19 protein-coding genes and 1 pseudogene are annotated in these 20,829 nt (G+C 66.1%); 13 read left to right on the forward strand and 7 right to left on the reverse strand.

Annotation, left to right across the window (positions count from 1 at the left end):
- Positions 1-304 precede the first annotated feature (304 nt).
- The gene (locus tag E3T47_RS01680) at positions 305-1,054 is read left to right on the forward strand and encodes a hypothetical protein (protein ID WP_134553925.1); all 750 of its coding nucleotides are present in this window, start codon (positions 305-307) and stop codon (positions 1,052-1,054) included.
- A gap of 47 nt (positions 1,055-1,101) precedes the next feature.
- Entirely contained in the window at positions 1,102-2,367 is a 1,266-nt protein-coding gene (locus E3T47_RS01685; RefSeq protein ID WP_134553926.1) for a M18 family aminopeptidase, read from the forward strand.
- Between the two features lie 31 nt (positions 2,368-2,398).
- Here E3T47_RS01685 and E3T47_RS01690 read toward each other — a convergent pair whose 3' ends face one another.
- Positions 2,399-3,307, reverse strand: a complete 909-nt coding sequence (locus E3T47_RS01690; protein WP_134553927.1) for an oxygenase MpaB family protein — start codon at positions 3,305-3,307, stop codon at positions 2,399-2,401.
- A 176-nt stretch (positions 3,308-3,483) separates the two neighbouring features.
- Between E3T47_RS01690 and E3T47_RS01695 the strand changes: the two genes are divergently transcribed.
- Entirely contained in the window at positions 3,484-4,956 is a 1,473-nt protein-coding gene (locus tag E3T47_RS01695) for a sugar porter family MFS transporter (protein ID WP_134553928.1), read from the forward strand.
- 95 nt (positions 4,957-5,051) lie between these two features.
- Positions 5,052-6,290, forward strand: a complete 1,239-nt coding sequence (locus E3T47_RS01700; RefSeq protein ID WP_134553929.1) for an exonuclease domain-containing protein — start codon at positions 5,052-5,054, stop codon at positions 6,288-6,290.
- A gap of 2 nt (positions 6,291-6,292) precedes the next feature.
- Here E3T47_RS01700 and E3T47_RS01705 read toward each other — a convergent pair whose 3' ends face one another.
- Complete coding sequence (locus E3T47_RS01705) at positions 6,293-7,078, reverse strand: RNase H family protein (RefSeq protein WP_134554217.1); 786 nt, start codon at positions 7,076-7,078, stop codon at positions 6,293-6,295.
- Between the two features lie 449 nt (positions 7,079-7,527).
- Between E3T47_RS01705 and E3T47_RS16640 the strand changes: the two are divergent.
- From E3T47_RS16640 to E3T47_RS01735, 8 genes and pseudogenes are all read left to right on the forward strand, one after another.
- Positions 7,528-7,893: pseudogene (locus tag E3T47_RS16640) on the forward strand (molybdopterin oxidoreductase family protein); the annotation flags it as partial.
- A 91-nt stretch (positions 7,894-7,984) separates the two neighbouring features.
- Entirely contained in the window at positions 7,985-8,587 is a 603-nt protein-coding gene (locus tag E3T47_RS16645; RefSeq protein WP_338419361.1) for a molybdopterin oxidoreductase family protein, read from the forward strand.
- A gap of 266 nt (positions 8,588-8,853) precedes the next feature.
- Positions 8,854-9,195, forward strand: coding sequence for an FAD-dependent oxidoreductase (locus tag E3T47_RS16650; protein WP_338419362.1), 342 nt, complete (start codon positions 8,854-8,856; stop codon positions 9,193-9,195).
- 53 nt (positions 9,196-9,248) lie between these two features.
- On the forward strand, positions 9,249-9,746 hold the full coding sequence (locus tag E3T47_RS16655) for a (2Fe-2S)-binding protein (RefSeq protein WP_338419363.1): 498 nt from the start codon (positions 9,249-9,251) through the stop codon (positions 9,744-9,746).
- 194 nt (positions 9,747-9,940) lie between these two features.
- Positions 9,941-10,192, forward strand: a complete 252-nt coding sequence (gene tatA / locus E3T47_RS01720) for a twin-arginine translocase TatA/TatE family subunit (protein WP_134553930.1) — start codon at positions 9,941-9,943, stop codon at positions 10,190-10,192.
- 46 nt (positions 10,193-10,238) lie between these two features.
- Positions 10,239-10,994 (forward strand): twin-arginine translocase subunit TatC, encoded by a 756-nt coding sequence (tatC, locus tag E3T47_RS01725; protein ID WP_134553931.1) that lies wholly within the window; start codon positions 10,239-10,241, stop codon positions 10,992-10,994.
- A gap of 187 nt (positions 10,995-11,181) precedes the next feature.
- The gene (locus E3T47_RS01730) at positions 11,182-12,138 is read left to right on the forward strand and encodes a ferritin-like domain-containing protein (protein WP_134553932.1); all 957 of its coding nucleotides are present in this window, start codon (positions 11,182-11,184) and stop codon (positions 12,136-12,138) included.
- 193 nt (positions 12,139-12,331) lie between these two features.
- The gene (locus E3T47_RS01735) at positions 12,332-12,556 is read left to right on the forward strand and encodes a hypothetical protein (RefSeq protein WP_134553933.1); all 225 of its coding nucleotides are present in this window, start codon (positions 12,332-12,334) and stop codon (positions 12,554-12,556) included.
- A gap of 6 nt (positions 12,557-12,562) precedes the next feature.
- Here E3T47_RS01735 and E3T47_RS01740 read toward each other — a convergent pair whose 3' ends face one another.
- Positions 12,563-14,161, reverse strand: coding sequence for a molybdopterin-dependent oxidoreductase (locus E3T47_RS01740; protein ID WP_134553934.1), 1,599 nt, complete (start codon positions 14,159-14,161; stop codon positions 12,563-12,565).
- Between the two features lie 111 nt (positions 14,162-14,272).
- Here E3T47_RS01740 and E3T47_RS01745 point away from each other — a divergent pair, with 111 nt between their 5' ends.
- Positions 14,273-16,786, forward strand: a complete 2,514-nt coding sequence (locus tag E3T47_RS01745) for a DEAD/DEAH box helicase (protein ID WP_134553935.1) — start codon at positions 14,273-14,275, stop codon at positions 16,784-16,786.
- Positions 16,787-16,872: 86 nt separating this feature from the next.
- Here E3T47_RS01745 and E3T47_RS01750 read toward each other — a convergent pair whose 3' ends face one another.
- The 4 genes from E3T47_RS01750 to E3T47_RS01765 form a co-directional block, all read right to left on the reverse strand.
- The gene (locus E3T47_RS01750) at positions 16,873-17,823 is read right to left on the reverse strand and encodes a sulfurtransferase (RefSeq protein WP_134553936.1); all 951 of its coding nucleotides are present in this window, start codon (positions 17,821-17,823) and stop codon (positions 16,873-16,875) included.
- A 115-nt stretch (positions 17,824-17,938) separates the two neighbouring features.
- Entirely contained in the window at positions 17,939-18,364 is a 426-nt protein-coding gene (locus tag E3T47_RS01755; RefSeq protein WP_134553937.1) for a LysM peptidoglycan-binding domain-containing protein, read from the reverse strand.
- 174 nt (positions 18,365-18,538) lie between these two features.
- Complete coding sequence (locus E3T47_RS01760) at positions 18,539-19,924, reverse strand: L-serine ammonia-lyase (RefSeq protein ID WP_134554219.1); 1,386 nt, start codon at positions 19,922-19,924, stop codon at positions 18,539-18,541.
- Positions 19,925-20,069: 145 nt separating this feature from the next.
- Positions 20,070-20,657 carry a WxL domain-containing protein gene (locus tag E3T47_RS01765; RefSeq protein ID WP_134553938.1) on the reverse strand — a complete coding sequence of 196 codons (588 nt, stop codon included), beginning with the start codon at positions 20,655-20,657 and terminating at the stop codon, positions 20,070-20,072.
- Positions 20,658-20,829: the final 172 nt, after the last annotated feature.

The following is a 20,829-nucleotide window of genomic DNA, read 5'->3' on the forward strand; positions in this document are numbered from 1 at the left end:
GAAGCTAGGCGGCGACCATCGTGTCGCCGAGGAGATCGGCGACGTCGTGAGGCCCCACTCGCCGTTGCCGCCAACGAGCTCCGCCTTGCAGACCACGTACCCATGCAGAAACTACGCCACCGAGAGATGCAACACCTCACAAAAATCGAGTGCTGCGACGACCGGTTGAATTCGCCGTTCCCATCAGGGCACTTCGTGGTGTCCTGATGCTGTTGTGTGCGCGGACAAGCTGTTGGGCAGCTCCGCAGTGCGTGTCGCGGGTCATCCGTCGCCCGCGAGCGGGATCGCTCAGTAGGCTCGGTGGGTGAATGTGATTCGGGAGATCGAAACGCGACTGCCGGAGCAGGCCGTTGTCGGTTTTCGCCGACTCATCGGGCAGGCTCGGGTGAATGATTCGATCCTGCTGCAGGAACGCGCAATGGCGCGCATGGTCGCTCCGGCGCAGTGGATCCTGACCCGGGTCGGGGCCGACGGCATCCGCTTAACCAAGGCCGGGCACCTGCCGCCGAGTGTCGTCATCGAGGCCTCTGCCGAGCTCGACTGGGGCTGGCCGATCAGCGTCAACCGCGAAGTGCACCTGCGTCCGCTGCAGGAACTGCGCGGGCACCTGCGCGACGTGGGACTGTTGCGGGTCAGCAAGGGGATGCTGGTGCTCACCAAAAAGGGCAGCGCACTCTCCGGGACACCCCGCAAGCTCTGGTGGCACCTGGCCCGCACCATCCACCACAGTCGTACCCCCGCCGTGAGCGACGCCACCCGCCTGCTGTTGCTGCTCGTCGCGACTCGCGGCCTGGCCCGCCGCGAGGACTATCTCACGACCCTGACGCGCGCGCTCGGTTCGCTCGGCTGGGTGCAGTCCGACGGCCAGGAGCCCACGATGGAGTCGGTCTGGCACCTCGTCGATACGAAATGGCACCTGCTCGACCGGCTCGGCGCATTCGAGCAGACCGAGGCCTGGCACGGCGACCGCGGCACGGTCACCGTCGGCGGCGCAGCCTTCGCGCGAGCCGCGCTGCAGTCCGACGCACCGAACGACGCCCCCGCCGATTCGTAGCCGCACGGCGGCATCTGCTGGCCCCGTGCGGGTGGTTGGATGGGTGAATGGATGCCTACACCGCCGATTTCTCTGCCTTTCTACAAGCGTCACCGTCGTCGTACCACGCGGCGGCGGAAGTCGCCCGGCGGCTCGACGCGGCCGGCTTCACCCGGCTGAGCGAATCGGAGAGCTGGACCGAGGCTGCCTCCAACTACGTCGTCCGCGACGGCGCCGTCATCGCGTGGTCGCAGCCGGCCGGCGCCGGGCCAACGACGCCGTTTCGAATCCTCGGCGCCCACACCGACTCCCCGGGTTTCAAACTCAAGCCGAAACCGACCATCGGTTCGCACGGCTGGCTGCAGGCCGGTGTCGAAGTGTACGGCGGCCCGCTGCTGAACTCGTGGCTCGACCGCGAGCTGGAACTGGCCGGCCGTCTGGTCACCCGGAACGGAACCGAGCACCTCGTGCGCACCGGGCCGTTCCTGCGCATTCCGCAGCTGGCCGTGCACCTCGACCGCGAGGCGAACAACGGCCTGACGCTCGACCGGCAACGTCATCTCACTCCCGTCTTCGGTGTTGGCAACGCGTCCAAGGCCGACCTGGTGGCCCACCTGGCCGGTCTGGCCGGCCTGCGGGCAGCGGATGTCGCCGGATACGACATCCTCACGGCCGACACCCAGCCGCCCACCACCTTCGGTCTCGGCCACGAGCTGTTCGCGGCCGGCCGGCTCGACAATCTCTCCTCGGTCTATGCTGGCCTGTGCGCCCTGATCCAGGTGAGCGGGCGGCCCACCGAGATCGGCCCGATCAGCGTGCTCGCCGCCTTCGATCATGAAGAACTCGGTTCGCAGTCCCGCTCCGGTGCGAGCGGCCCGCTGCTCGACGATATTCTCACCCGCATCGGCCACGGCGCGACCGGGCCCCAGCGCATGCAGGCTTACGCCGAATCCTGGTGCCTGTCCGCTGACGCCGGTCATGCCGTGCACCCGAACTATCCCGAACGCCACGATCCGGCCAACACCCCCATTCTCGGTGGCGGCCCGCTGCTCAAGATCAACGCCAACCAGCGCTACGCGACGGATGCCCACGGTGCCGCCCTTTGGGCTCGCACCTGCGCGCAGGCGAACGTCGAGTACCAGGAATTCGTTTCGAACAATACCGTTCCCTGCGGTTCGACCATCGGGCCGCTGACCGCGACCCGGCTCGGCATTCGCGTCGTCGACGTCGGCGTGCCGCTGCTGTCGATGCACTCCGCGCGGGAGCTGTGCCACGTAAACGATCCCCAGGCGCTGAGCGCGGCCGCGGCCGCCTTCTTCGCGCCGGAGGCGTAGCGGTCAGACGTGCCGTCTGAGAGCCATCGGCTCAGGTAGCCGCGTCGGCGGTGCGGGTGATGCGCGCGAGCCGCGCACGGGCGGCATCCTCTGAGGTCGAAGACGGGCCGAGCAAGGTGCGAACGATGGCGAGAACGAGCCGGGTACCCCAGATGACGGGCAGACGGGACCGTTTGAGTCCGAGCATGTCGCGATATTCGCGCGGAATCGATGCCACGGCGCCGGCGAACATTATGCGGTAGAACGGCAGCATGCCGCGACTGAGTGGCGGGTAGCGGATGAACCGCACCGCGTCGGCCACGCGGGCGTCACTTTTGAGCGTTCCGGCCCGGCGAAAAGCCTCGAGCTGAGCGGCGAGCTCCGCCGAGGAATGTGGGGCATTCTGCACCCCGATGAGTTCGCCGGCGATCGCCCATTCGCTCACGTAGCGGTCGGCGCCGCCGGGAATGGCGTCGCCCCAGAGCAGGTGGGATTGCAGAAATGCGTCGGTGAAGACAACGTGCACCCACGACAGCAGTTCGGGATCACCCGCGGCGTAGGCGCGGGCCTCGCCGCGCGCATCGAGGTAGGTTCCGGCAACGCGTTCGTGAAAGTGCGCGACCCGGCCCGACTCGCGCTCGGCCACCACCGTGTCGGCAAAGGTCACCGTGACGAGCCACTGAATCGTTCCCGACAGGCGGCCGAGGGGGTCTTCGTGATAGCGGGACCAGTCGTGCACGCCGGCCATGGCGCCCGGGTGCAGGGTCTGCATGAGCAAGGCGCGAATACCGGCGACCATGGTCGCCATGCCGCCGTGAACCGTCCAGGCAGCACTCCCCGGACCGAAGAATCCGGCATTGTCGCCGGTCTCGATCTGCTCGACCCAGTTGGGCCGTCCATCGTTTTTCCCCGAGAGCGTCACCAGGAGGTGCGAACGCCAGCTGTTCGTGAATCTGCCCATCCAAGATGGTAGCCCGACCTCGCTGAACGCCGGCCGCGAACGGCCCGGTCACGTCGACGATGACGCCGCAGCGGCGAGTTCAACTGCGACCAACTTTCGCATCGGATGACACCCGAAGTAGGCTAGTCCGGTACACAAATCCGATCCAGGGGGCGGCACTTGACCGACACAGCATTATGAGCCCGTCCACGACGGCAACCGATTCCGGCGCACCGAGCACCAACAGAAAAGTCATCGCGCTCGCCGTCGCAGGTGCTCTGGGCGGCTTTCTGTTCGGATTCGACTCCTCGGTTATTAACGGAGCCGTCAATGCGGTGCAGCAGGAATTCGGGCTGAACGCTACCCTTACCGGGTTTGCCGTGGCCTGTGCACTCCTCGGCGCCGCGGCGGGCGCCTTCTTCGGCGGCCGGTTCGCAGACCGCTACGGACGCATCCCCATGATGGTGCTCGGCGGCGTGGTGTTCCTGATCAGCTCGATCGGTTCCGGCTTCGCGTTCAGCGTCGTCGACCTGATCATCTGGCGGGTGGTCGGCGGACTCGGTATCGGTCTCGCATCCGTTGTCGCTCCGGCCTATATCGCCGAAATTTCACCGCGCCAGATGCGTGGCCGCCTCGGCTCGCTGCAGCAGCTCGCGATCACCCTCGGCATCTTCACCGCCCTGCTCTCCGACGCCGTGTTCGCTGCAAGCGCGGGCGGAGCCGGCAGCGACTTCTGGTTCGGCCTGGAGGCCTGGCGCTGGATGTTCCTGGCCGGCGCTGTGCCGGCCATCGTCTACGGCGGCATCGCATTCATCCTGCCGGAATCCCCCCGGTTCTTGATTTTGAAAGACAAGGAAGCGGATGCCCGCGCCGTCTTCACTCGGCTCTGGCCGAGCGGCGACGTCGACCGGGAGATTCGCGACATGCGTCGTTCAATTGAGGTCGACGCGCGCTCGCAGAGGTCCGGATCCTTACGCGGCAGCGCCCTCGGACTCAAGCCGATCGTCTGGGTCGGCATTATTCTGTCGGTATTCCAACAATTCGTCGGCATCAACGTGATCTTCTACTATTCGACGACCCTGTGGGAGGCGGTTGGTTTCGAGGAATCCAATTCGCTGACGATCTCGGTGATCACCTCGGTGACCAACATCTTGGTCACGCTCGTCGCGATCGCTCTGGTAGACCGCATCGGTCGACGACCTATCCTGCTGAGCGGATCTATCGGAATGACGGTGTCGCTCGCGACGATGGCGGTGGCGTTCAGCCAGTCGGTGACGGTCGGCGGGGAGCTGAGCCTGCCCGGAGCGTGGGCGCCGATCGCCCTGGTCGCGGCGAATTTATTCGTGATCTCGTTCGGTGCGTCCTGGGGACCCGTGGTCTGGGTGTTGCTTGGCGAGATGTTCCCCAACTCGATTCGAGCCAAGGCCCTCGGTCTCGCCGCAGCCGCCCAGTGGATCGCCAATTTTCTCATCACCGTCAGCTTTCCGCCGATGGCCGATGCCTCCCTGCCCATCACCTATGGCCTATACGCCGTTTTCGCCGGACTCTCCTTCTGGTTTGTGCTGCGCAAGGTGCCCGAAACGAACGGTATGTCGCTCGAGGAAGCCGACACCTTGTTGCCGCCAAAAAATTCAGCCAAAAAGGCTTCCGCAGCCGGGGCGCACATATAAGCAGGATCAGGCGATACCCACAAGCCCCCGAACGGGTTGTCGCAACGTGACGGGTTTGCGGATAACTTCACAGGACAAGATTGTGGAGTGTGACCATGCCCGAACGTGGATACGCCGTTATATGTTTGAAAACCACCGGACTGTTCCCGTATCAGCGGGACCGGGTCGTCGAGGTCGCCGTGGTGCACCTCGACGAGGGTGGTCAGATCACTGCGCGCTGGCAGACCGTTGTCAACCCGGGCAGCAACGCCGGTGACGTCGCCGACCATGGCGTCAGCACGGTCGAGCTGCTACGAGCGCCGACCTTCGAGCAGATCGCACCGCGACTGGTCGACCTGCTTCGCGGCCGAGTGTTGGTAACCCACAACGCCCAATTCGTCACCGGATTCCTGATGCGCGAGTTCGAGCTGATCGGTTACGCCCCCGGGCGTGGACTCGAGGCGGTCTGCACCATGCATCTGGCCCGCAGCTACCTGCCGGGGGCCGGCCGGCTGCTCGTCGACTGCTGCGCGGCCTACGACATCGAGATCGAGCCCGGGCCCGGTGCGCTGGTGCAGGCCGTGGCGTGTGCCAGTCTGTTGGCGGCCTATGTGCACGGTTCGCCCAGCGCTGCACCGTGGATCAGCGCTCTCGATCGCGCCGAGCGGTGCGACTGGCCGAGAATCGTGGGCGACGGCATGGCGCCGTGGGTGCAGCGTGACCCGGAGACGATAAACGACGTCCTGCCGGCGCCGAGCTTCCTGTCCAAAGCGGCCGTGAAACTTCCCGACTACACGGGCCCGGAGGAACACCTCGACTATCTCGCCCTGCTCGACCTGTGCCTGCTCGATCGTGTGCTTTCGCCTCACCAAACGCGTGAACTGCGAATTCTTGCCGAATTGAGCGGCATCTATGCGGCCGATCGTGCCGCCCTGCACCAGCGGTACTTTTACGACCTGGCGCGAATAGCCCGGTGCGACGGTTTCCTCAGCGTCTCGGATTGCGCCGACCTGATCAAGGTCGCGCAGATGCTCGACGTCGCTCCCGAGGCCATCGCCGCAGCGCTGGTTGCGCCCGCATCGGCGGTGCTCCCGCCGATCGCCTCGATCGACACGGTGCTGCTGGAACAGGGCGACATCGTCGTACTAACCGGTGACATGGCCCGAGCCCGCTCCGACTGGGGCCGGGAACTGGTCGCCCGCGGGCTCTCACTCGGCACGGCGGTCACCCTGCGCACCCGCCTGCTCGTTGCCGCCGACCCGGAGTCGTTCACCGGAAAGACCGGCAAAGCCCGCGACTACGGCATTCCCATCGTCTCCGAATTCGGCCTGCGGTCTCTCATCGGGGTGCGCTGACGTCAGATCAGGCCGCGCAGGTACTCCTCGACGGTCACACCGCGGGCCGCGGCCCGCTGGTGCACCCGCCGATGTTCGTCGGTGCTCAGCGATAGCGTCACCCGGTGCAACTCGTCTTCGCTGCGCATCACGTCAGGACCGTGCGGGTCGGTCAGGTCGTGGCGATCCTCGCCGATGTCGTCACCGAGGTCGTCGAATGAGAACAGTTCGTTGTGGGCGTAGGCACCGGCCCGCTCAGTGACCCGGTCCGTCGTTAAGGTCGGCAAGCTGTGCCCAACGGATGCGGACCCGCGAGGGGGAACCACCGGTTCCACTGCGGCTGGGCCGCCCTGAAAACCCGGTCCGGCCGGCGCGGACCGCCCGCGCTGGAACGCCTCGGCCGCACCGCGCGCGCGCGCGTCGGCGGCCTCGTTGAGCGGATGCCCGACGTGACCCTTCACCCACTCGAACCGGTACCGACGCCCGGCGATGGCCTCGTCGATCTCCTTGAGCAAGTCCAGATTCATGACAGGCTTGCCGTCGCCCTTGCGCCAGCCCTTCGCCTTCCAGCCCTTCATCCACTTGGTCACCGAATTGATCACGTACTGGCTGTCGCACAGCACGAGCAGGTCGTCGTCGAGGTGCGCGGTGGCACGGAACAGCTCCAGTACGGCCTTCAGCTCGCCCTGGTTGTTGGTCGCGTGTTTCCAGCCGCCGGCCGCCCAGCAGGAGTCGTCGACGTACCAGGCCCAGCCGGCCGGTCCGGGGTTTCCGAGGGCAGATCCGTCAGCGGCGGCGGTGATCGTCATGTGCGGGCCTTCCAAACAGCGTCCGTTCGGGCGCAGGTCGTTCCAGTCTGCCACCCCCGGCACCCGCTCACCGAACTGTCGGGCGTGAGCGCGGATTGTGTCCGTCATGTAACAGCGCCCCAACAACCCCCGAACAGCCTGTGATCATCTGGTGATCGAAAGGTAACGGCTGCCACGGTTGTCGGAAACATGCGCTGGCTAACGTCGAAGGCAGGCCAGTCGCCCTGGCTGCCTGCCGTTTCATCCCGAGGGGGACTTCGATGACAGCCGTCACCGTCGCCGCCTTCGGTGTGATGGCCGTTGGAGCGCTCCTGGTCGTGGCGGTGCTGCCGCTCGGCTACTCCAAGACCACCACCGGCGACTATTCCAGTGCCATCTACGCCTTCGCGATCGCCCACGTCGTCATGATGTGCGTCACCGCCTTCGTCTACCTGCGCCGCGGTTCGTCGGTTGCCGGCCGGGCCTTCCCGACCAACCGGGGCGGCCTGTGCAAGAAGGGCTGGACCGCCGCCGAACTGATCGTCTCGCCGGATCGCATCCTCGAACCGCTGGTGAGGCAGCCCGACGGTACCTTCGAGCCGGCCTCGTGGAGCGACGCGCTCGACCTCGTCGCTGCGAAGCTGCGCGTCACTCGCGCTGAGTTTGGCGCCGACGCGGTCGGCGTGTTCGCCGGCGTGGGACTGACCAACGAGAAGGCCTACCAGCTCGGCAAGTTCACCCGGGTGGCGCTCGGCTCGAGCCGCATCGACTACAACGGCCGGTTCTGCATGTCGAGCGCGGCGGCGGCGGGCAACCGGGCCTTCGGCCGCGACCGGCAACGGGACCTACATCCTCACCGGCCGCGGCCTCGAGCAGCACGCCGACGTCGTGCTGCCCGTCACCCAGTGGGCAGAGGAGGAAGGCACGATGACCTCGCTCGAGGGGCGGGTCCTCCGTCGCAAGCTCGCCGTCGATGCGTCAAACGACGTGCGCAGCGAGCTGTGGATCTGGCAGCAACTGGCCAGCCGGCTCGACTCGCCGTCAACGTTCAGCGCTCAGACCAGCGAGGTCGACGAACTCTGCCGGGCGTCGGAGGGCGGCCTGGCTCGGCTCGTGCCGGTCACGGCGCGGCACCGCGGCGCGCCCGCCCAGGTCGGTGGCACGCTGACCCTGATCACCGGCCGCCTGCTCGAGCACTACCAGAGCGGCACCCAGACCCGGCGGGTGTGGGAACTCTATGACGCCCAGCCAGAGGCCCGCCTGCAGCTGCACCCGGCTACCGCCGAACAGCTCGGCATCGGCGACGAAGCCTGGGTCGAAGTCAGCAACGACCGCGGCACCGTGCGGTGCCGCGCCCAGGTGAGCACCGACATCCGCTTTGACACGGTCTTTCTGCCGTTTCACTTTAGTGGCGACCAGCGCTCCAACGTGCTGACCAACGATGAGACCGATCCGATCAGCGGCATGCCCGAGTTCAAGAAGACGACCGTTCGAGTGCGTGCACTCGTGAAAGCAGGCGCCCTTGTCTGATGACAGCACCTCTGGTGCGCGTTGGCCTGAGCGTATCGTGCTGGTTGGCTACGGCCCGGTCGGTTCCCGCTTCGTCGAAGAACTGCTGCCGCTCGTGCGGCAGGGTGTAGCCACCCTCACCGTTGTCGGGGCCGAAAGCGCCGACGCCTACAACCGGGTGCTGATCGCCGAATACGCCGTCGGCAACGCCGACCGGGCCAGCCTCGAGATCACCGACACCGTCACGGCCCGTGAAGCCGGGGCACCTGTGACTCGGCGTGAGCGTCATGGCCATTCTGCGCAGCCGCCGCGCGGTGTCCCTCAGCGACGGCACCCTGCTGCCCTACGACCGGCTGGTGCTCGCCACCGGTGCCCGCGCCAACATTCCCACCCTCGATGGCGTTACCCGGGTGCGTCGCGACCGAATGATGCCCGCAGTGGATGCCGCCACCCTCGACACGAGCCGCGCCCCGCTTCCGCGCGGGGTCACCGTGCTGCGTGACCTCGACGACGCGGAACGGGTACTCGCGGCCTTAACGGCGGGCCAGAGCATCGTCGTGCTCGGCGCTTCGACCGCGCTTCGACCGCGCTGCCGACCGCGCTGCCGACCGGCGGGCCGAGCGGCCTGATCGGGCCGGGCTGGCGTCAGGCAGATTGGCTCGCCGCGCGCTTCACGGTCGACGTGCTCGGCCGAGACGCCGGCGCTGGTTTGGCCAGTACCGGTGCGGCCGTGGTCATGCTCAAGGCCGAGGGCATCGACGTGGTGTCGGTTGGTAATACCTCGGCCGATCCGTGGGATCCGGGTTCGGATGATCACGCCGCGGGCTGCGCTGTCGCTTTGCTGCGCGTGTCGCAGTGGGCCGATCCGGAACACGGCCGCTACGTGAAGATGGTCACCCGAGACGGCATCCTCGAGGGCTTCGTCTGCGTCGGCATGCTGCGCACGGCCGCCGAACTGACCCTGCTGTTCGAGCGCGGCAGTGAACTGCCCGCCGATCGCTCGGTGCTGTTGCGCTATGACGGGCCGGACTATGAGCCCTCGGCCGGCAGCGCCTTCGCCCTCGATGCCACCGTGTGCTTGTGCAACGGTGTCACCGTTGGCGCCATTGCCGATGCGACTGCGGCCGGTAGTGCCAGCGTCGCCTGTGTCGGCGCGGCGACCCGTGCGGGAACCGGATGAGGCGGCTGCAAAACGCGCATCTCGGAGGTTCTCGAGCGCTTCGCGTCGGTCGAGCCCGCCCCCCGGCTAGGCATCCGTTTCACTGGTTTTGACGAGGATGTTACAGCCCCGGTATAAGTTGAGTTTAACCCGGTTATGTCGGGCTGCGGCGGTTACAATTCTGCTCGACCGATACAATTCGAGGGAGAGTTCGTATGCTTCAAAACCTTACCGGCTGGCATTTTCTAATCATTCTCGTCGTAATTCTGCTGTTGTTCGGCGCCCCGAAGCTGCCGGGACTCGCCCGCAGTCTCGGCCAGTCCATGAAGATCTTCAAGAGTGAGATCACGCCGAACCGCACCGATGACGCAAAGTCAGGCGAAACCTGGTCGGGGGAGCCGCCGGCTGACCGGTCCGACCGCGCCGGCACCGACCCGAGCAGCGCACCACAACACCCGAGGGCCTAGGCCTTTGGTGGTCCAGGGTGTGCGAAGCGCGCCCGACAAGGGCAAGATGTCGCTGCGAGAGCACCTTCTGGAGTTGCGCAAGCGTCTCTTCCTGGCAGCGGCAGGTCTTCTGATCGGTGCGATTGCTGGCTGGCTACTGTCGAGCTACGTGTGGGACGGCCTGCGCGAGCCGATCTATGCCATTGTCCGGGCTCAAAACCGCAACGCACAGATCAACTATCCCGATATCACGAGCGCTTTCGACCTGAAACTGCGCATCTCGTTCTATGTGGGACTGATCGTCTCGAGTCCCGTGTGGCTGTACCAGATATTCGCGTTTCTGGTGCCCGGATTGTCTCGCCGAGAGAAGCAGTACACCTTCGGATTCTTCTTCTCCGCCGTGCCGTTGTTTCTGGCCGGGTGTGCGGCAGGCTGGTATGTGCTGCCCCACGTGGTCGAGCTCATGACGAGCTTCGCTCCGCAACAGGATGCTGCGCTCATCAATGCGCAGAACTATTTCGACTTCGTACTCAAACTCATGATCGCCATCGGAATCGCCTTCGTGCTTCCGGTGTTCGTCGTGCTACTGAACTTTGCCGGGGTGATCAGTGCCCGCTCCATCATCAAATCCTGGCGGGTGGCCATTTTGACCATCATCCTGTTCACGGCGATCGCCACACCGGCGGCCGATGTCGTATCGATGTTCCTGCTCGCCGTTCCCATGGTGGTGCTCTACTTCGCCGCCTACGGCATCGCCGTGCTGCACGATCGTCGGGTCGCCCGTCGGGTACCGCCGGTCGGTGTCGACGGGCTCCTGCTCTGATTTATCGCCGTGAGCGCGACCCCATCCCGGAGGGGGGGCTCAGGCTGCAGCCGCTTGACGAGCACACGATCCTTATCGTTTGCTTACGTGCTTTGTCCAGCCCTTCGAACGATTGCTTTGTGCGGGTACGTTGACGACGTCTTTTCAGACATACCCGGCACATTCATACAACGTCAGGAGAACAAGAATGTTCGATCAGGGTTTCATTACCAACGCCATCAACCGCAGCGCCGAGAATTCCTCGGACCGCCGAAACTTTCTGCGCGCCGCCGGTGTGGCCGGTTTCGGAGTGGGAGCGGCGATGCTCGCCACCGGCGGCCCCGCGCTAGCCGCGGAAGCGGCAGAGGCGCCGGCGGGCGCGCCGAGTGACGCGTCCATCTTGAACTTCGCCCTCAACCTCGAATACCTCGAGGCCGAGTTCTACCTGCGCGCGACCACCGGCAGCGGGCTGCCCGACAGCCTGACTACGGGAACGGGCACCCGCGGCGGCGTGACGGGCGGTCGCATGGTGCACTTCAAGACCGGGATCATCAAGAAGTACGCCGATGAGATCGCCGCCGACGAGAAGGCCCACGTGGCTTTTCTGCGGTCCGCACTTGGCAGCGTGGCGGTCTCTCGCCCGAAAATCAATCTCGACGCGAGTTTCACCGCTGCCGCCCAGGCGGCCGGGCTGGTCAAGCCGGGGCAGAAGTTCGACGTGTACGCCAACGAGGCGAACTTTCTGTTCGGCGCGTTCATCTTCGAAGACGTCGGTGTAACCGCATACAAGGGTGCGGCTCCGCTGATCTCGAACAAGACGTTTCTGGAGGCGGCCGCCGGGCTGCTCGCGGTCGAGGCCTACCACGCCGGGGTCATCCGCAGCACGCTCTACGCGCTCGGAATTGCACTGCCCTCGGTGTACACGACCGCGCAGGCCATATCCGACGTACGCGACTCCGTTGACGGCCGGACCGACCTCGACCAGGGCATCGGCAACGCGTCGAAGGCGAACCTGGTTCCCACCGACGCCAATGGCCTGGTCTTCAGCCGCAGTGCCGCCCAAGTGCTCAACATCACCTATCTCAATGCGGCGCCGGTACGCTCGGGCGGATTCTTCCCGGCCGGAGTGAATGGTGTCATCAACATGAGCGGCGCCAACGGCTAGCTGCACTGAGCCGACGGGATCCGGGCGCGGGTTCGGTGGCTGAGCGCATGATCCTTCATGCGCGCGGCCACCGAACCCGCTCCCAACCGGGCCGCCACCGTAGTGGCCAAACACACCGGATCGATGAACCACCTCAAGACCGAGCAGGGCGGTGCCACGGCTTCGCAAACGGCGCTGCAGTCTCGGGCGCAAGGTGTCTCGCAAACCGACGAAGCGCTCGTCGATGCACACTATGGCGGCCCGAAAGCCGGCCAGTGCCAAGTGCTGGCAGCTGAGCATCAATCTGACGGATGCTGCGCCAACCGACCGCCTGCTGCTGGCTGGCGGAATGCGAACCCACGAAATGTCGGTGACCAGGCTGATCGAGGTTTATTACGACCTTCCCGGCTGGCTGCGCGCCGCGTACCAGGGTAACTGACCTGGGTCACCCCGAGACGGACACCGAGATTTCGTGCAGCCCGGTGGCGCCGTTGGGGGCGACGTCGGCGGTGGCAGACGTCTGCACGAGACCCGCGGCATCCGTTGCCCGCACCCTGACGGTGTGCGCGCCGCGGCTCGCGTCGTCCCAGGTGTAGGCCCACTGACGCCAGGTGTCGACCGAAATGGCGTCGGCGAGGGTGGCGTCTCGCCAGGGGCCGTCGTCGACCTGCACGGCGACGGCGCTGATCCCCACCTGCTGCGACCAGGCCACGCCGGCAATGACGATCGAGCCGGCGGGCACCGAGGTTCCCTCGCGGGGCACGTCGATGCGGGAGGACAGCTTGACCGGCCCCAGCTCGGACCAGCCGCGGGGAGTCCAATAACCCTGCTCCCGGTCGAACCGGGTGAGCCTGAGTTCGACCAGCCATTTCGTGGCCGAGACATAGCCATACAGCCCGGGCACGACCATGCGCACCGGGTAGCCGTGCTCGAGCGGCAGCGGTTCACCGTTCATACCGACGGCGAGAATGGCGTTGCGGCCGTCGGTGAGCGCCTCGATCGGGGTGCCAGCAGTGAAGCCGTCCTGGCTGGTCGAGAGCACCATATCGGCGCCGCTCGTGGGCTTGGCGCGGGCCAGCAGCTCGCGAATCGGGTAGCCGAGCCAGGTGGCGTTGCCGATCAGGTCGCCGCCGACGTAATTAGAGACGCAGGCCAGGGTGGTCACGCTCTCCTCGAGCGGCAGGGCGAGCAGTTCGGCGAAGTCGATCTCGACCTCGTTCTCGACCATACCGGTGACGCGCAGCCGCCAGGTAGTCGGGTCGATGCGCGGCACGCTCAGGGCTGTGTCGATGCGGTAGAAGTCCGCGTTCGGGGTGATGAGGGGAGTCATTCCTGCCACGTCAAGGCTGGCCCCTACGGGAATGGCGGCCGCACGAACAAATGCCGCTGGCAGCGTGAACAGGGCGCGAGCGGCATCCGCTGCCCGGGTGGCTGCGGCGCTGAGCTGGCCGCCGGCAAGGGCGAGTAGGCCGATACCCGCGGCGATGCCGGTGTAAACGAGAAAGCGGCGACGGTCGGGACCAGGCGCATGTGCTGCTGGTGCTGGTGCTGGTGCTGCTGCGGGGCCGGTCGCAGGCAGCCGGGTGGTGAGAAAGGTCAGTGTGATGGCCGCGACGCCCATGGCGACGACGGCAGGCACAGCGTCGAGGGTCGAGGCGCTGGAACGGAAGAGCGCGGCGAACAGGGCGATCGCGCCGATGAGCACGACCAGCAGTCGACCGAACGGCGGACGTCGGCTTTCGAGGATGCCGGCGCCGGCGGCGGCCACGAGCAGTACGAGCACGATGGTCGCGATCAGGACGATCTTGTCCGCAGTGCCGAACAGGCTGATGACGAGGTCTTTGACGGGGGCCGGAACAATGTCGATGACGAGGGCGCCGACCGTGAGTACCGGGCTCGCGCCGGGAGCGAGCCACGCCGCGGTCGACTCGGCCAGGCCGAGGCCGGCGAGGGCGGCGGCGAGACCAGCGGCCACCGGGCGCCAGAGTGCCCGGGCAGGGCTGGGCGTGGCGACTGCAGCGGTGTCGGGAGTGACGTAGACCATTCCACCAGAGTAAATCCGACACCTGTGATTGGCACCCAGTCTTAGCCCCCGGCCGGTTTCGTCAGACATCCGTCACATCTTGCTGCTTCGGTAGTGCAGTCTTGAGTGACTATGTCTGTGCTTGAACGCCTCGAAAACGAAACCGACCCCGACGTTCTCTTCGAGGCGTTCGAAAGCTGGGCGACTGAACAGGGGCTGGCGCTTTACCCCGCCCAGGAAGAGGCGGTCATCGAGATCGTCTCGGGTGCCAACCTCATCCTCAGCACCCCGACCGGAACCGGTAAGTCCCTCGTGGCAGTCGGTGCTCACTTCGCGGCGCTCTCGGCCGGCAGACGCAGCTTCTACACCGCGCCGATCAAGGCCCTCGTGAGCGAGAAGTTCTTCTCCCTCGTCGAAACCTTCGGCGCCGAGAACGTCGGCATGATGACCGGCGACTCGAGCGTCAACGCCGACGCCCCGATCATCTGCTGCACCGCCGAGATTCTCGCCAACCTTGCGTTGCGGAACGGCGAAGACACCGAGGTCGACCTTGTCGTGATGGACGAGTTCCACTTCTACGGCGACCCGGAACGCGGCTGGGCCTGGCAGGTGCCGCTGTTGCTGCTGCCGCGGGTGCAGTTCATTCTCATGTCGGCCACGCTCGGCGACGTGAAATTCATCAGCGACGACCTCACCCGGCGAACCGGGCGGCCTACGGCGGTCGTCACCGGTGTGGAGCGCCCGGTTCCGCTCAGCTATTACTACGAGCAGACTCCGGTGCACGAAACCGTCGAAGAACTTCTGCACACCGACAAAGCGCCGGTCTATATCGTGCACTTCTCCCAGGCCGCCGCCCTCGAGCGCGCTCAGGCCCTCGCGAGCGCCAAGGTCGCCACGCGCGAACAGCGTGACGTCATCGCCGAGCTGATCGGCGAGTTTCGGTTCACGACAAGTTTCGGTAAGACGCTGTCGCGGCTCATCCGCATGGGAATCGGCGTGCACCACGCCGGCATGCTGCCGAAGTATCGCCGACTGGTCGAGCAACTCGCCCAACGCGGCTACCTGCGGGTGATCTGCGGCACCGACACCCTCGGCGTCGGTATCAATGTGCCCATTCGCACCGTGCTGTTCACCGCCCTCACCAAGTACGACGGCGTGAAAATGCGCCAGGTGAACGTGCGCGAGTTCCACCAGATCGCCGGACGGGCCGGCCGGGCCGGTTACGACACAGCGGGCACCGTGGTCATCCAGGCCCCTGAACACGAAACCGACAACCTCAAGGCCATTGAAAAGGCCGGCGACGACCCGAAGAAGAAGCGCAAAATCGTGCGCAAGAAAGCGCCGGACGGTTTCGTGTCCTGGGGCGAGCCGAGCTTTCGTCGCCTGGTCGACGCCGAGCCCGAAACCTTGTCATCGAGCATGCAGATGACCGCAGCGATGCTCATCAACGTGATCGGACGCGGCGGCGACGCCTTCGCCCACGTATACTCGCTCGTCTTCGACAACCACGAACCGTGGCGGCGCCAGCTGGTGCTGGCCCGACGTGCCCTGGGCATCTACAAGACCCTGCGCGAAGCGGGTATCGTGGAGCAGCGTTTCGACGAACTCAACGACCGAATGATCATCCGCCTGACCGTTGATCTGCAGGCGAACTTCGCGTTGAATCAGCCGCTCTCACCGTTTGCCCTGGCTGCTTTCGAACTGCTCGACCCGGAATCGCCCACCTACTCGCTCGACATGATCTCGATCCTGGAATCGACCCTCGACGACCCGCGGCCGGTGCTCATGGGGCAGCAATTCGCCGCCCGGGGTGAGGCCGTGAATGCGATGAAGCGTGAGGGCATCGAATACGACGAGCGGATGGCGCTGCTCGAGCAGATCACGCATCCCAAGCCCCTCGAAGAACTGTTGAGCTACACCTTCGATACCTACAAGGCCTCCCAGCCGTGGATCGCCGACTTCGAGCTGAGACCCAAGGCCGTCGTGCGGGACATGTACGAGCGTGCCATGTCGTTCGGCGAGTTCATCGCGTTTTACAAGCTCGCCCGCAGCGAAGGCGTGGTGCTGCGCTATCTCTCTGACGCCTATCGGGCGGCCAGGCAGACTATCCCCGACGAGGCCAAGAACGAAGACTTGCTCGACCTCATCGAGTGGCTCGGCGAACTTGTGCGCCAGGTGGACTCGAGCCTGCTCGATGAGTGGGAAGAACTGCTGCACCCCGACCTTGCCGTGCACGAGGCCGAAGCGCACGCCATTCTGCCGCCGCCCCCGCGTCGACTCAGCACAAATGTGCGCGCCTTTCGCATTCTGGTGCGCAACGAGCTGTTCCGGCGGGTGCAGCTGGCCGCGCTCGAACACTACGACGAGCTCGGCGAACTCGACCGGGAGCACGGCTATTCAGCGGATGTCTGGGCCGACGCGATGGACGGTTACTTCGCCGAGCACGATGAGCTGCTCACCGGCGGCAACGCGCGCAGTGCCGACCTGCTCATGATCGAGGAGGGTGCCGGGGAGTGGACGGTGCGCCAGATTCTCGACGACCCGGCCGGCGACCATGACTGGGGAATCAGCGCGACCGTGAACCTCGCCGACTCAGACGAGCTCGGCGCGGCGGTCGTTCGCGTCACTGGCGTCAACCGGTTGTAGCGCGCCCTTGCACGATTTCGGCAGCCACTCCGGAAACCGGCGGAGCGGCTGCCCATCGGGCGTGCTCGTTTACTGTCTATTGTCGGCTACACGCCGGGCGCGCTCAGCGGAGCCGAGGCGTCGGCGGCCCACTCGTTGAGCGAGCCGTCGTAGATTGAGACGTGCTCGTTGCCGGCGCGGACGAGCGCGAGGGCGCTCGCGGCCGCGGCGATACCACCGCCGCAGTACGTCACGAGGTGGCCCGATGATGCGACTGCCGCGACGGCTGGAGCGATTGTTGCGGTGAGCCGGTCTCCGCGTAGGAACGCATTCGTGGCCGGGTCCACGAGCGTGCCCGCCGGCAGGCTGATACTGCCGGGAATGTGCCCGGCGCGCGGCCGTGAACCGGCCGTCCCGGAGAATTCCGCTGGCGGCAGCGAGCAGACGAGGGCGGCATTTGCTTTGCCGGCAACGATCGACTCGACGAAACTCTTGTCGACCCACAGCTCGGGACGCGGCGTTGCCGTGAAGCCGCCGACGACCCGCGGGCGCACCCTGCCGGTCGCGAACGGACGTGTCTCGGCGTGCCACTTGGTGAGACCGCCGTCGAGCACGGCGACATCGTCGTAGCCGAACGCTCGGAACAGCCACCAGATGCGCGCCGCCCACTGGCCGACCACGGCGTCATAGACGACGATGGTGGTTTCGTTGTCGATACCGACGGATGCCGCAGCCGCCTCGAACAGGTCGGTGCCCGGGCGGGAGAAGTCGAATTCGCCAGCCGGGTCGGAGAAGACGTCGAAAAGGTCGGCGAACACGGCACCGGGAATGTGTCCTTTGGTGAGGTAGTCGTCATGCCCGCTCAGATAGCGCGGCCCGGCTGCGCCGGTTTCGGTCGTGGCCGGTGCCAGGGCGAACACGGTGGCGTCAAGAATAACCAGGTTGTCGGTACCGAGGTGATCGGCCAGCCATTGGGTTGAGACAACATGGCTGGAGAGAACGGGGGTGGAGACGACGGGGGTGGAGACGACGGGCGAAGACGGAACGGATGAACTCATAATTCAAGGCTAGCCGGGGCCGCCGACTGCGGGCGGAATCTGGGGTCGGTGCGAGTCATCCGGAGACACACACAGGCAGTCCAGGCAGCGCAACGCGGACAGCCCGCGTTGAAGGCTAGCGGGTGGTGGTCCAGTCCAGGTTGATGATCTGCTTGATATAGATGTTCTCGCCGAGCCCGGGCACCGAAGGATTCATTGTCAGCATCAGCTGTACCGGAACATTGAATCGTTGCGCGATGTCGAAGAAGGCGTCGCCTTCGACGACCGTGTACGTGAGCAGGGCTCCAGCACCGTCAGAGGTCGTGGTGCCCCGGGCCCCCGGGGTACTGCCGAGGTCGGCGGCCGGTCCCTGCGGCAGCGGTACCGGTTCCGCGTTGGGAACGAGGTCGGGCACCTGTGGATTTGGAATCAGCGCTGCCCCTTCGGTGGGCGACGGCGTCGGTGTGGGGGTTGGCGTAGGTGTCGGGGTGGGGGTGACTGTCGGCGTGATGGTCACGGTGACCGCCGGTGCCGGTTCGCCGGCACAGCTGGTCACCGTCACGAGGAGGAGAGCGGCAACGATGATGCCTTTCGGTCGACTTGCGAGTGTGCTGCGAATGGTTCAACCCTTCTCTGAGAGGCGCGCTGCGACCTCGTCGATGCACGCATTCAGCCAGCCTAGACCGACAGGGTGGCGCAACAACCATACGGACTACCCCCGTTCAGGGGTCTCCGGTCAGCACTCGATGACGTTCACCGCGAGCCCACCCTTGCTGGTCTCCTTATACTTCGTCATCATGTCGAGCCCGGTCTGGCGCATGGTTTCGATCACGGTGTCGAGCGAGACCAGGTGCGTTCCGTCGCCGTGCAGCGCCAGCCGGGCCGCGGACACTGCGGTCGACGAGGCGATCGCGTTGCGCTCGATGCACGGCACCTGCACGAGGCCGCCGACCGGGTCGCAGGTGAGTCCGAGATGGTGCTCCATGGCGATCTCGGCCGCATTCTCGACCTGGCGCGGAGTGCCGCCGAGCACGGCGCAAAGCGCGCCGGAGGCCATGGCGCAGGCGGCGCCCACCTCGGCCTGGCAGCCGCCCTCGGCCCCGGAGATCGACGCATTGGCCTTGACCAGGGAGCCGATCGCGACGGCCGTGAGCAGGTAGCGGCGGATGCCCGCCGCATCAGCTCCAGGGACAAAGCGCAGGTAGTAGTGGCCGACGGCGGGAATTATGCCGGCTGCCCCGTTGGTCGGGGCGGTGACGACGCGCCCGCCCGCCGCATTCTCTTCGTTCACGGCAAGCGCGAAGGCGTGCAGCCATTCGGTGGAGGTGTCGCGGTCGTGCAGGGGTAGGCCGTCATATTCCTCCAGGCGCAGGCGTACTGCAGCCGCCCGACGCTTGACCTTGAGGCCGCCCGGCAGCACGCCGGTTGTGGTGAGTCCGGCCTCCACGCAGGTGTGCATGGCGTCCCAGATAGCATCGAGTCCCGCGTCGAGCGCTGCGGCGCCGTTGATCGCCTCCTCGTTGCGTCGGGCGACCTCGCAGATCGACAGGTCGTGGGCGTCGCATAGGGCGAGCAACTGCGCGCTGGAATCGTAGGGGAGTGGCTGGGTGACGCGGGTCTGGGCGCTCGAGCGTTCGGTGCCCCGGCGGATGAACCCGCCACCGATCGAATAGAAGGTCTCCTCGAGGAGGGGGACGGCATCTGCTTCGCTGTCGGTCGCCCAAGCGGTGAGCGTGAGCGCGTTGGGGTGGCCGGGAAGCCGAATGCGAGGCTCGAAGCGCACGTCGTTCACGCTGATCGGAATGGTTTGCCCGCCGAGCAGGGTGAGGGTGTCGCCATCCGAAAGCCCAGACCAGGCGGCACGTACCTCGTCGGGGTCGCAGGTTTCCGGGCGCAGGCCGGTCAGGCCGGCAAGCACGGCATCGGGGGTACCGTGGCCGAGACCGGTCGACCCCAGAGACCCAAACAGCGAACAGCGGATGCGCGCCACCTGATTCAGACGGCCGGTCGCGGCGAGGTTTTCGGCGAACACGCGGGCAGCACGCATCGGACCCACCGTGTGGGAACTGGACGGGCCGATTCCAATGGAAAACAGGTCCAGGGCTGAGACGTACGCTGTCACGGTCTTCATCGTACGGCACCCAGACGTTGCGAGCTGTGGATCGATACGGGTTGTCAACACGGCACTTAACCCAACAACGCCCCGCACCGTAAAGTGCGAGGCATTACCCGAGCGGTTCAACCGGAGGACCCGGCGAGAACGGTGGCTAGGCGATGGTGAACGTGATGGTCGACACGTACGGGTTGATGGCGGTTGTGCCGATCGCTTTCGAGAAGTTGGAGCGGTAGGTGTTGGCCGGGACGCTCAGGTCGAAGGTCGGGGCGAGTGTGAAGGTGCCCTTGCCGAGGGTCGTCGTGTAGACGAGCGACTGGGCGACGTTGCTGATCGTGATGGCTTTGGTGCTGGGTGCCGCGTCGGAACCGACGCCGGCAATGACGGCGCCCGGGGTGATGACGAGGTTGGAGGCCGGCAGGGTGCGGGCGGTCGTGTCGATGGTGCCGGCAGCGCTGACGAAGTCGGTGGCGCTGGCCGAGAGCGACCAGGCCGTGTTGGTGCCGCGGGCGTTGGTGATCGTCCAGGTGGGCGCGGTTCCGGTGGATGCCTGGGCGTTGACGCCGTCGAGCACAACCTCGGTCATGGCGTCGGGCGCGGTCGGGTTGGCGGTGAGGTTGCCGCCGCTGATGGTTGCGTTGACGGAGTCCGTGCTGTCGGCAGCCTGGGCCGGGGATAGGGCCACACCGAGCAGGATGCCGGTGGCGACGATGATTCCGGCGGTTTTCGTGAAAGCGCGCATGATGTGTCCTCTGGGTTGGTGCTGGTGGGGCGGGCGCGCGAATAGCGTGTGCACGCAAAGTGTGGGAGAAGCGGATGTCGCAGGCTGTGAACCGAACTCGTTATCCGCTGTAAACGAGTTCCGGTGGCGATGAATCAATCCTCACACGGGGGCCGCGCGAATTGGTGGTTCG

The sequence above is a fragment of the Cryobacterium ruanii genome (genome assembly GCF_004404055.1).
In the GTDB taxonomy this organism is placed as follows: Bacteria; Actinomycetota; Actinomycetes; order Actinomycetales; family Microbacteriaceae; genus Cryobacterium; species Cryobacterium ruanii.

Excerpts from the sequence above, each read along its gene's own strand:
- E3T47_RS01740 (WP_134553934.1), bottom strand. The coding sequence starts at position 14,161 with ATGGTCTACGTCACTCCCGACACCGCTGCAGTCGCCACGCCCAGCCCT.
- E3T47_RS01700 (WP_134553929.1), top strand. The coding sequence starts at position 5,052 with ATGCCCGAACGTGGATACGCCGTTATATGTTTGAAAACCACCGGACTG.
- E3T47_RS01745 (WP_134553935.1), top strand. The coding sequence starts at position 14,273 with ATGTCTGTGCTTGAACGCCTCGAAAACGAAACCGACCCCGACGTTCTC.
- E3T47_RS01685 (WP_134553926.1), top strand. The coding sequence starts at position 1,102 with ATGGATGCCTACACCGCCGATTTCTCTGCCTTTCTACAAGCGTCACCG.
- E3T47_RS01730 (WP_134553932.1), top strand. The coding sequence starts at position 11,182 with ATGTTCGATCAGGGTTTCATTACCAACGCCATCAACCGCAGCGCCGAG.
- E3T47_RS16645 (WP_338419361.1), top strand. The coding sequence starts at position 7,985 with ATGACCTCGCTCGAGGGGCGGGTCCTCCGTCGCAAGCTCGCCGTCGAT.
- tatA (WP_134553930.1), top strand. The coding sequence starts at position 9,941 with ATGCTTCAAAACCTTACCGGCTGGCATTTTCTAATCATTCTCGTCGTA.
- E3T47_RS01690 (WP_134553927.1), bottom strand. The coding sequence starts at position 3,307 with ATGGGCAGATTCACGAACAGCTGGCGTTCGCACCTCCTGGTGACGCTC.
- E3T47_RS16650 (WP_338419362.1), top strand. The coding sequence starts at position 8,854 with ATGGCCATTCTGCGCAGCCGCCGCGCGGTGTCCCTCAGCGACGGCACC.
- E3T47_RS01705 (WP_134554217.1), bottom strand. The coding sequence starts at position 7,078 with ATGACGATCACCGCCGCCGCTGACGGATCTGCCCTCGGAAACCCCGGA.
- E3T47_RS01750 (WP_134553936.1), bottom strand. The coding sequence starts at position 17,823 with ATGAGTTCATCCGTTCCGTCTTCGCCCGTCGTCTCCACCCCCGTCGTC.
- E3T47_RS01765 (WP_134553938.1), bottom strand. The coding sequence starts at position 20,657 with ATGCGCGCTTTCACGAAAACCGCCGGAATCATCGTCGCCACCGGCATC.
- E3T47_RS01695 (WP_134553928.1), top strand. The coding sequence starts at position 3,484 with ATGAGCCCGTCCACGACGGCAACCGATTCCGGCGCACCGAGCACCAAC.
- tatC (WP_134553931.1), top strand. The coding sequence starts at position 10,239 with ATGTCGCTGCGAGAGCACCTTCTGGAGTTGCGCAAGCGTCTCTTCCTG.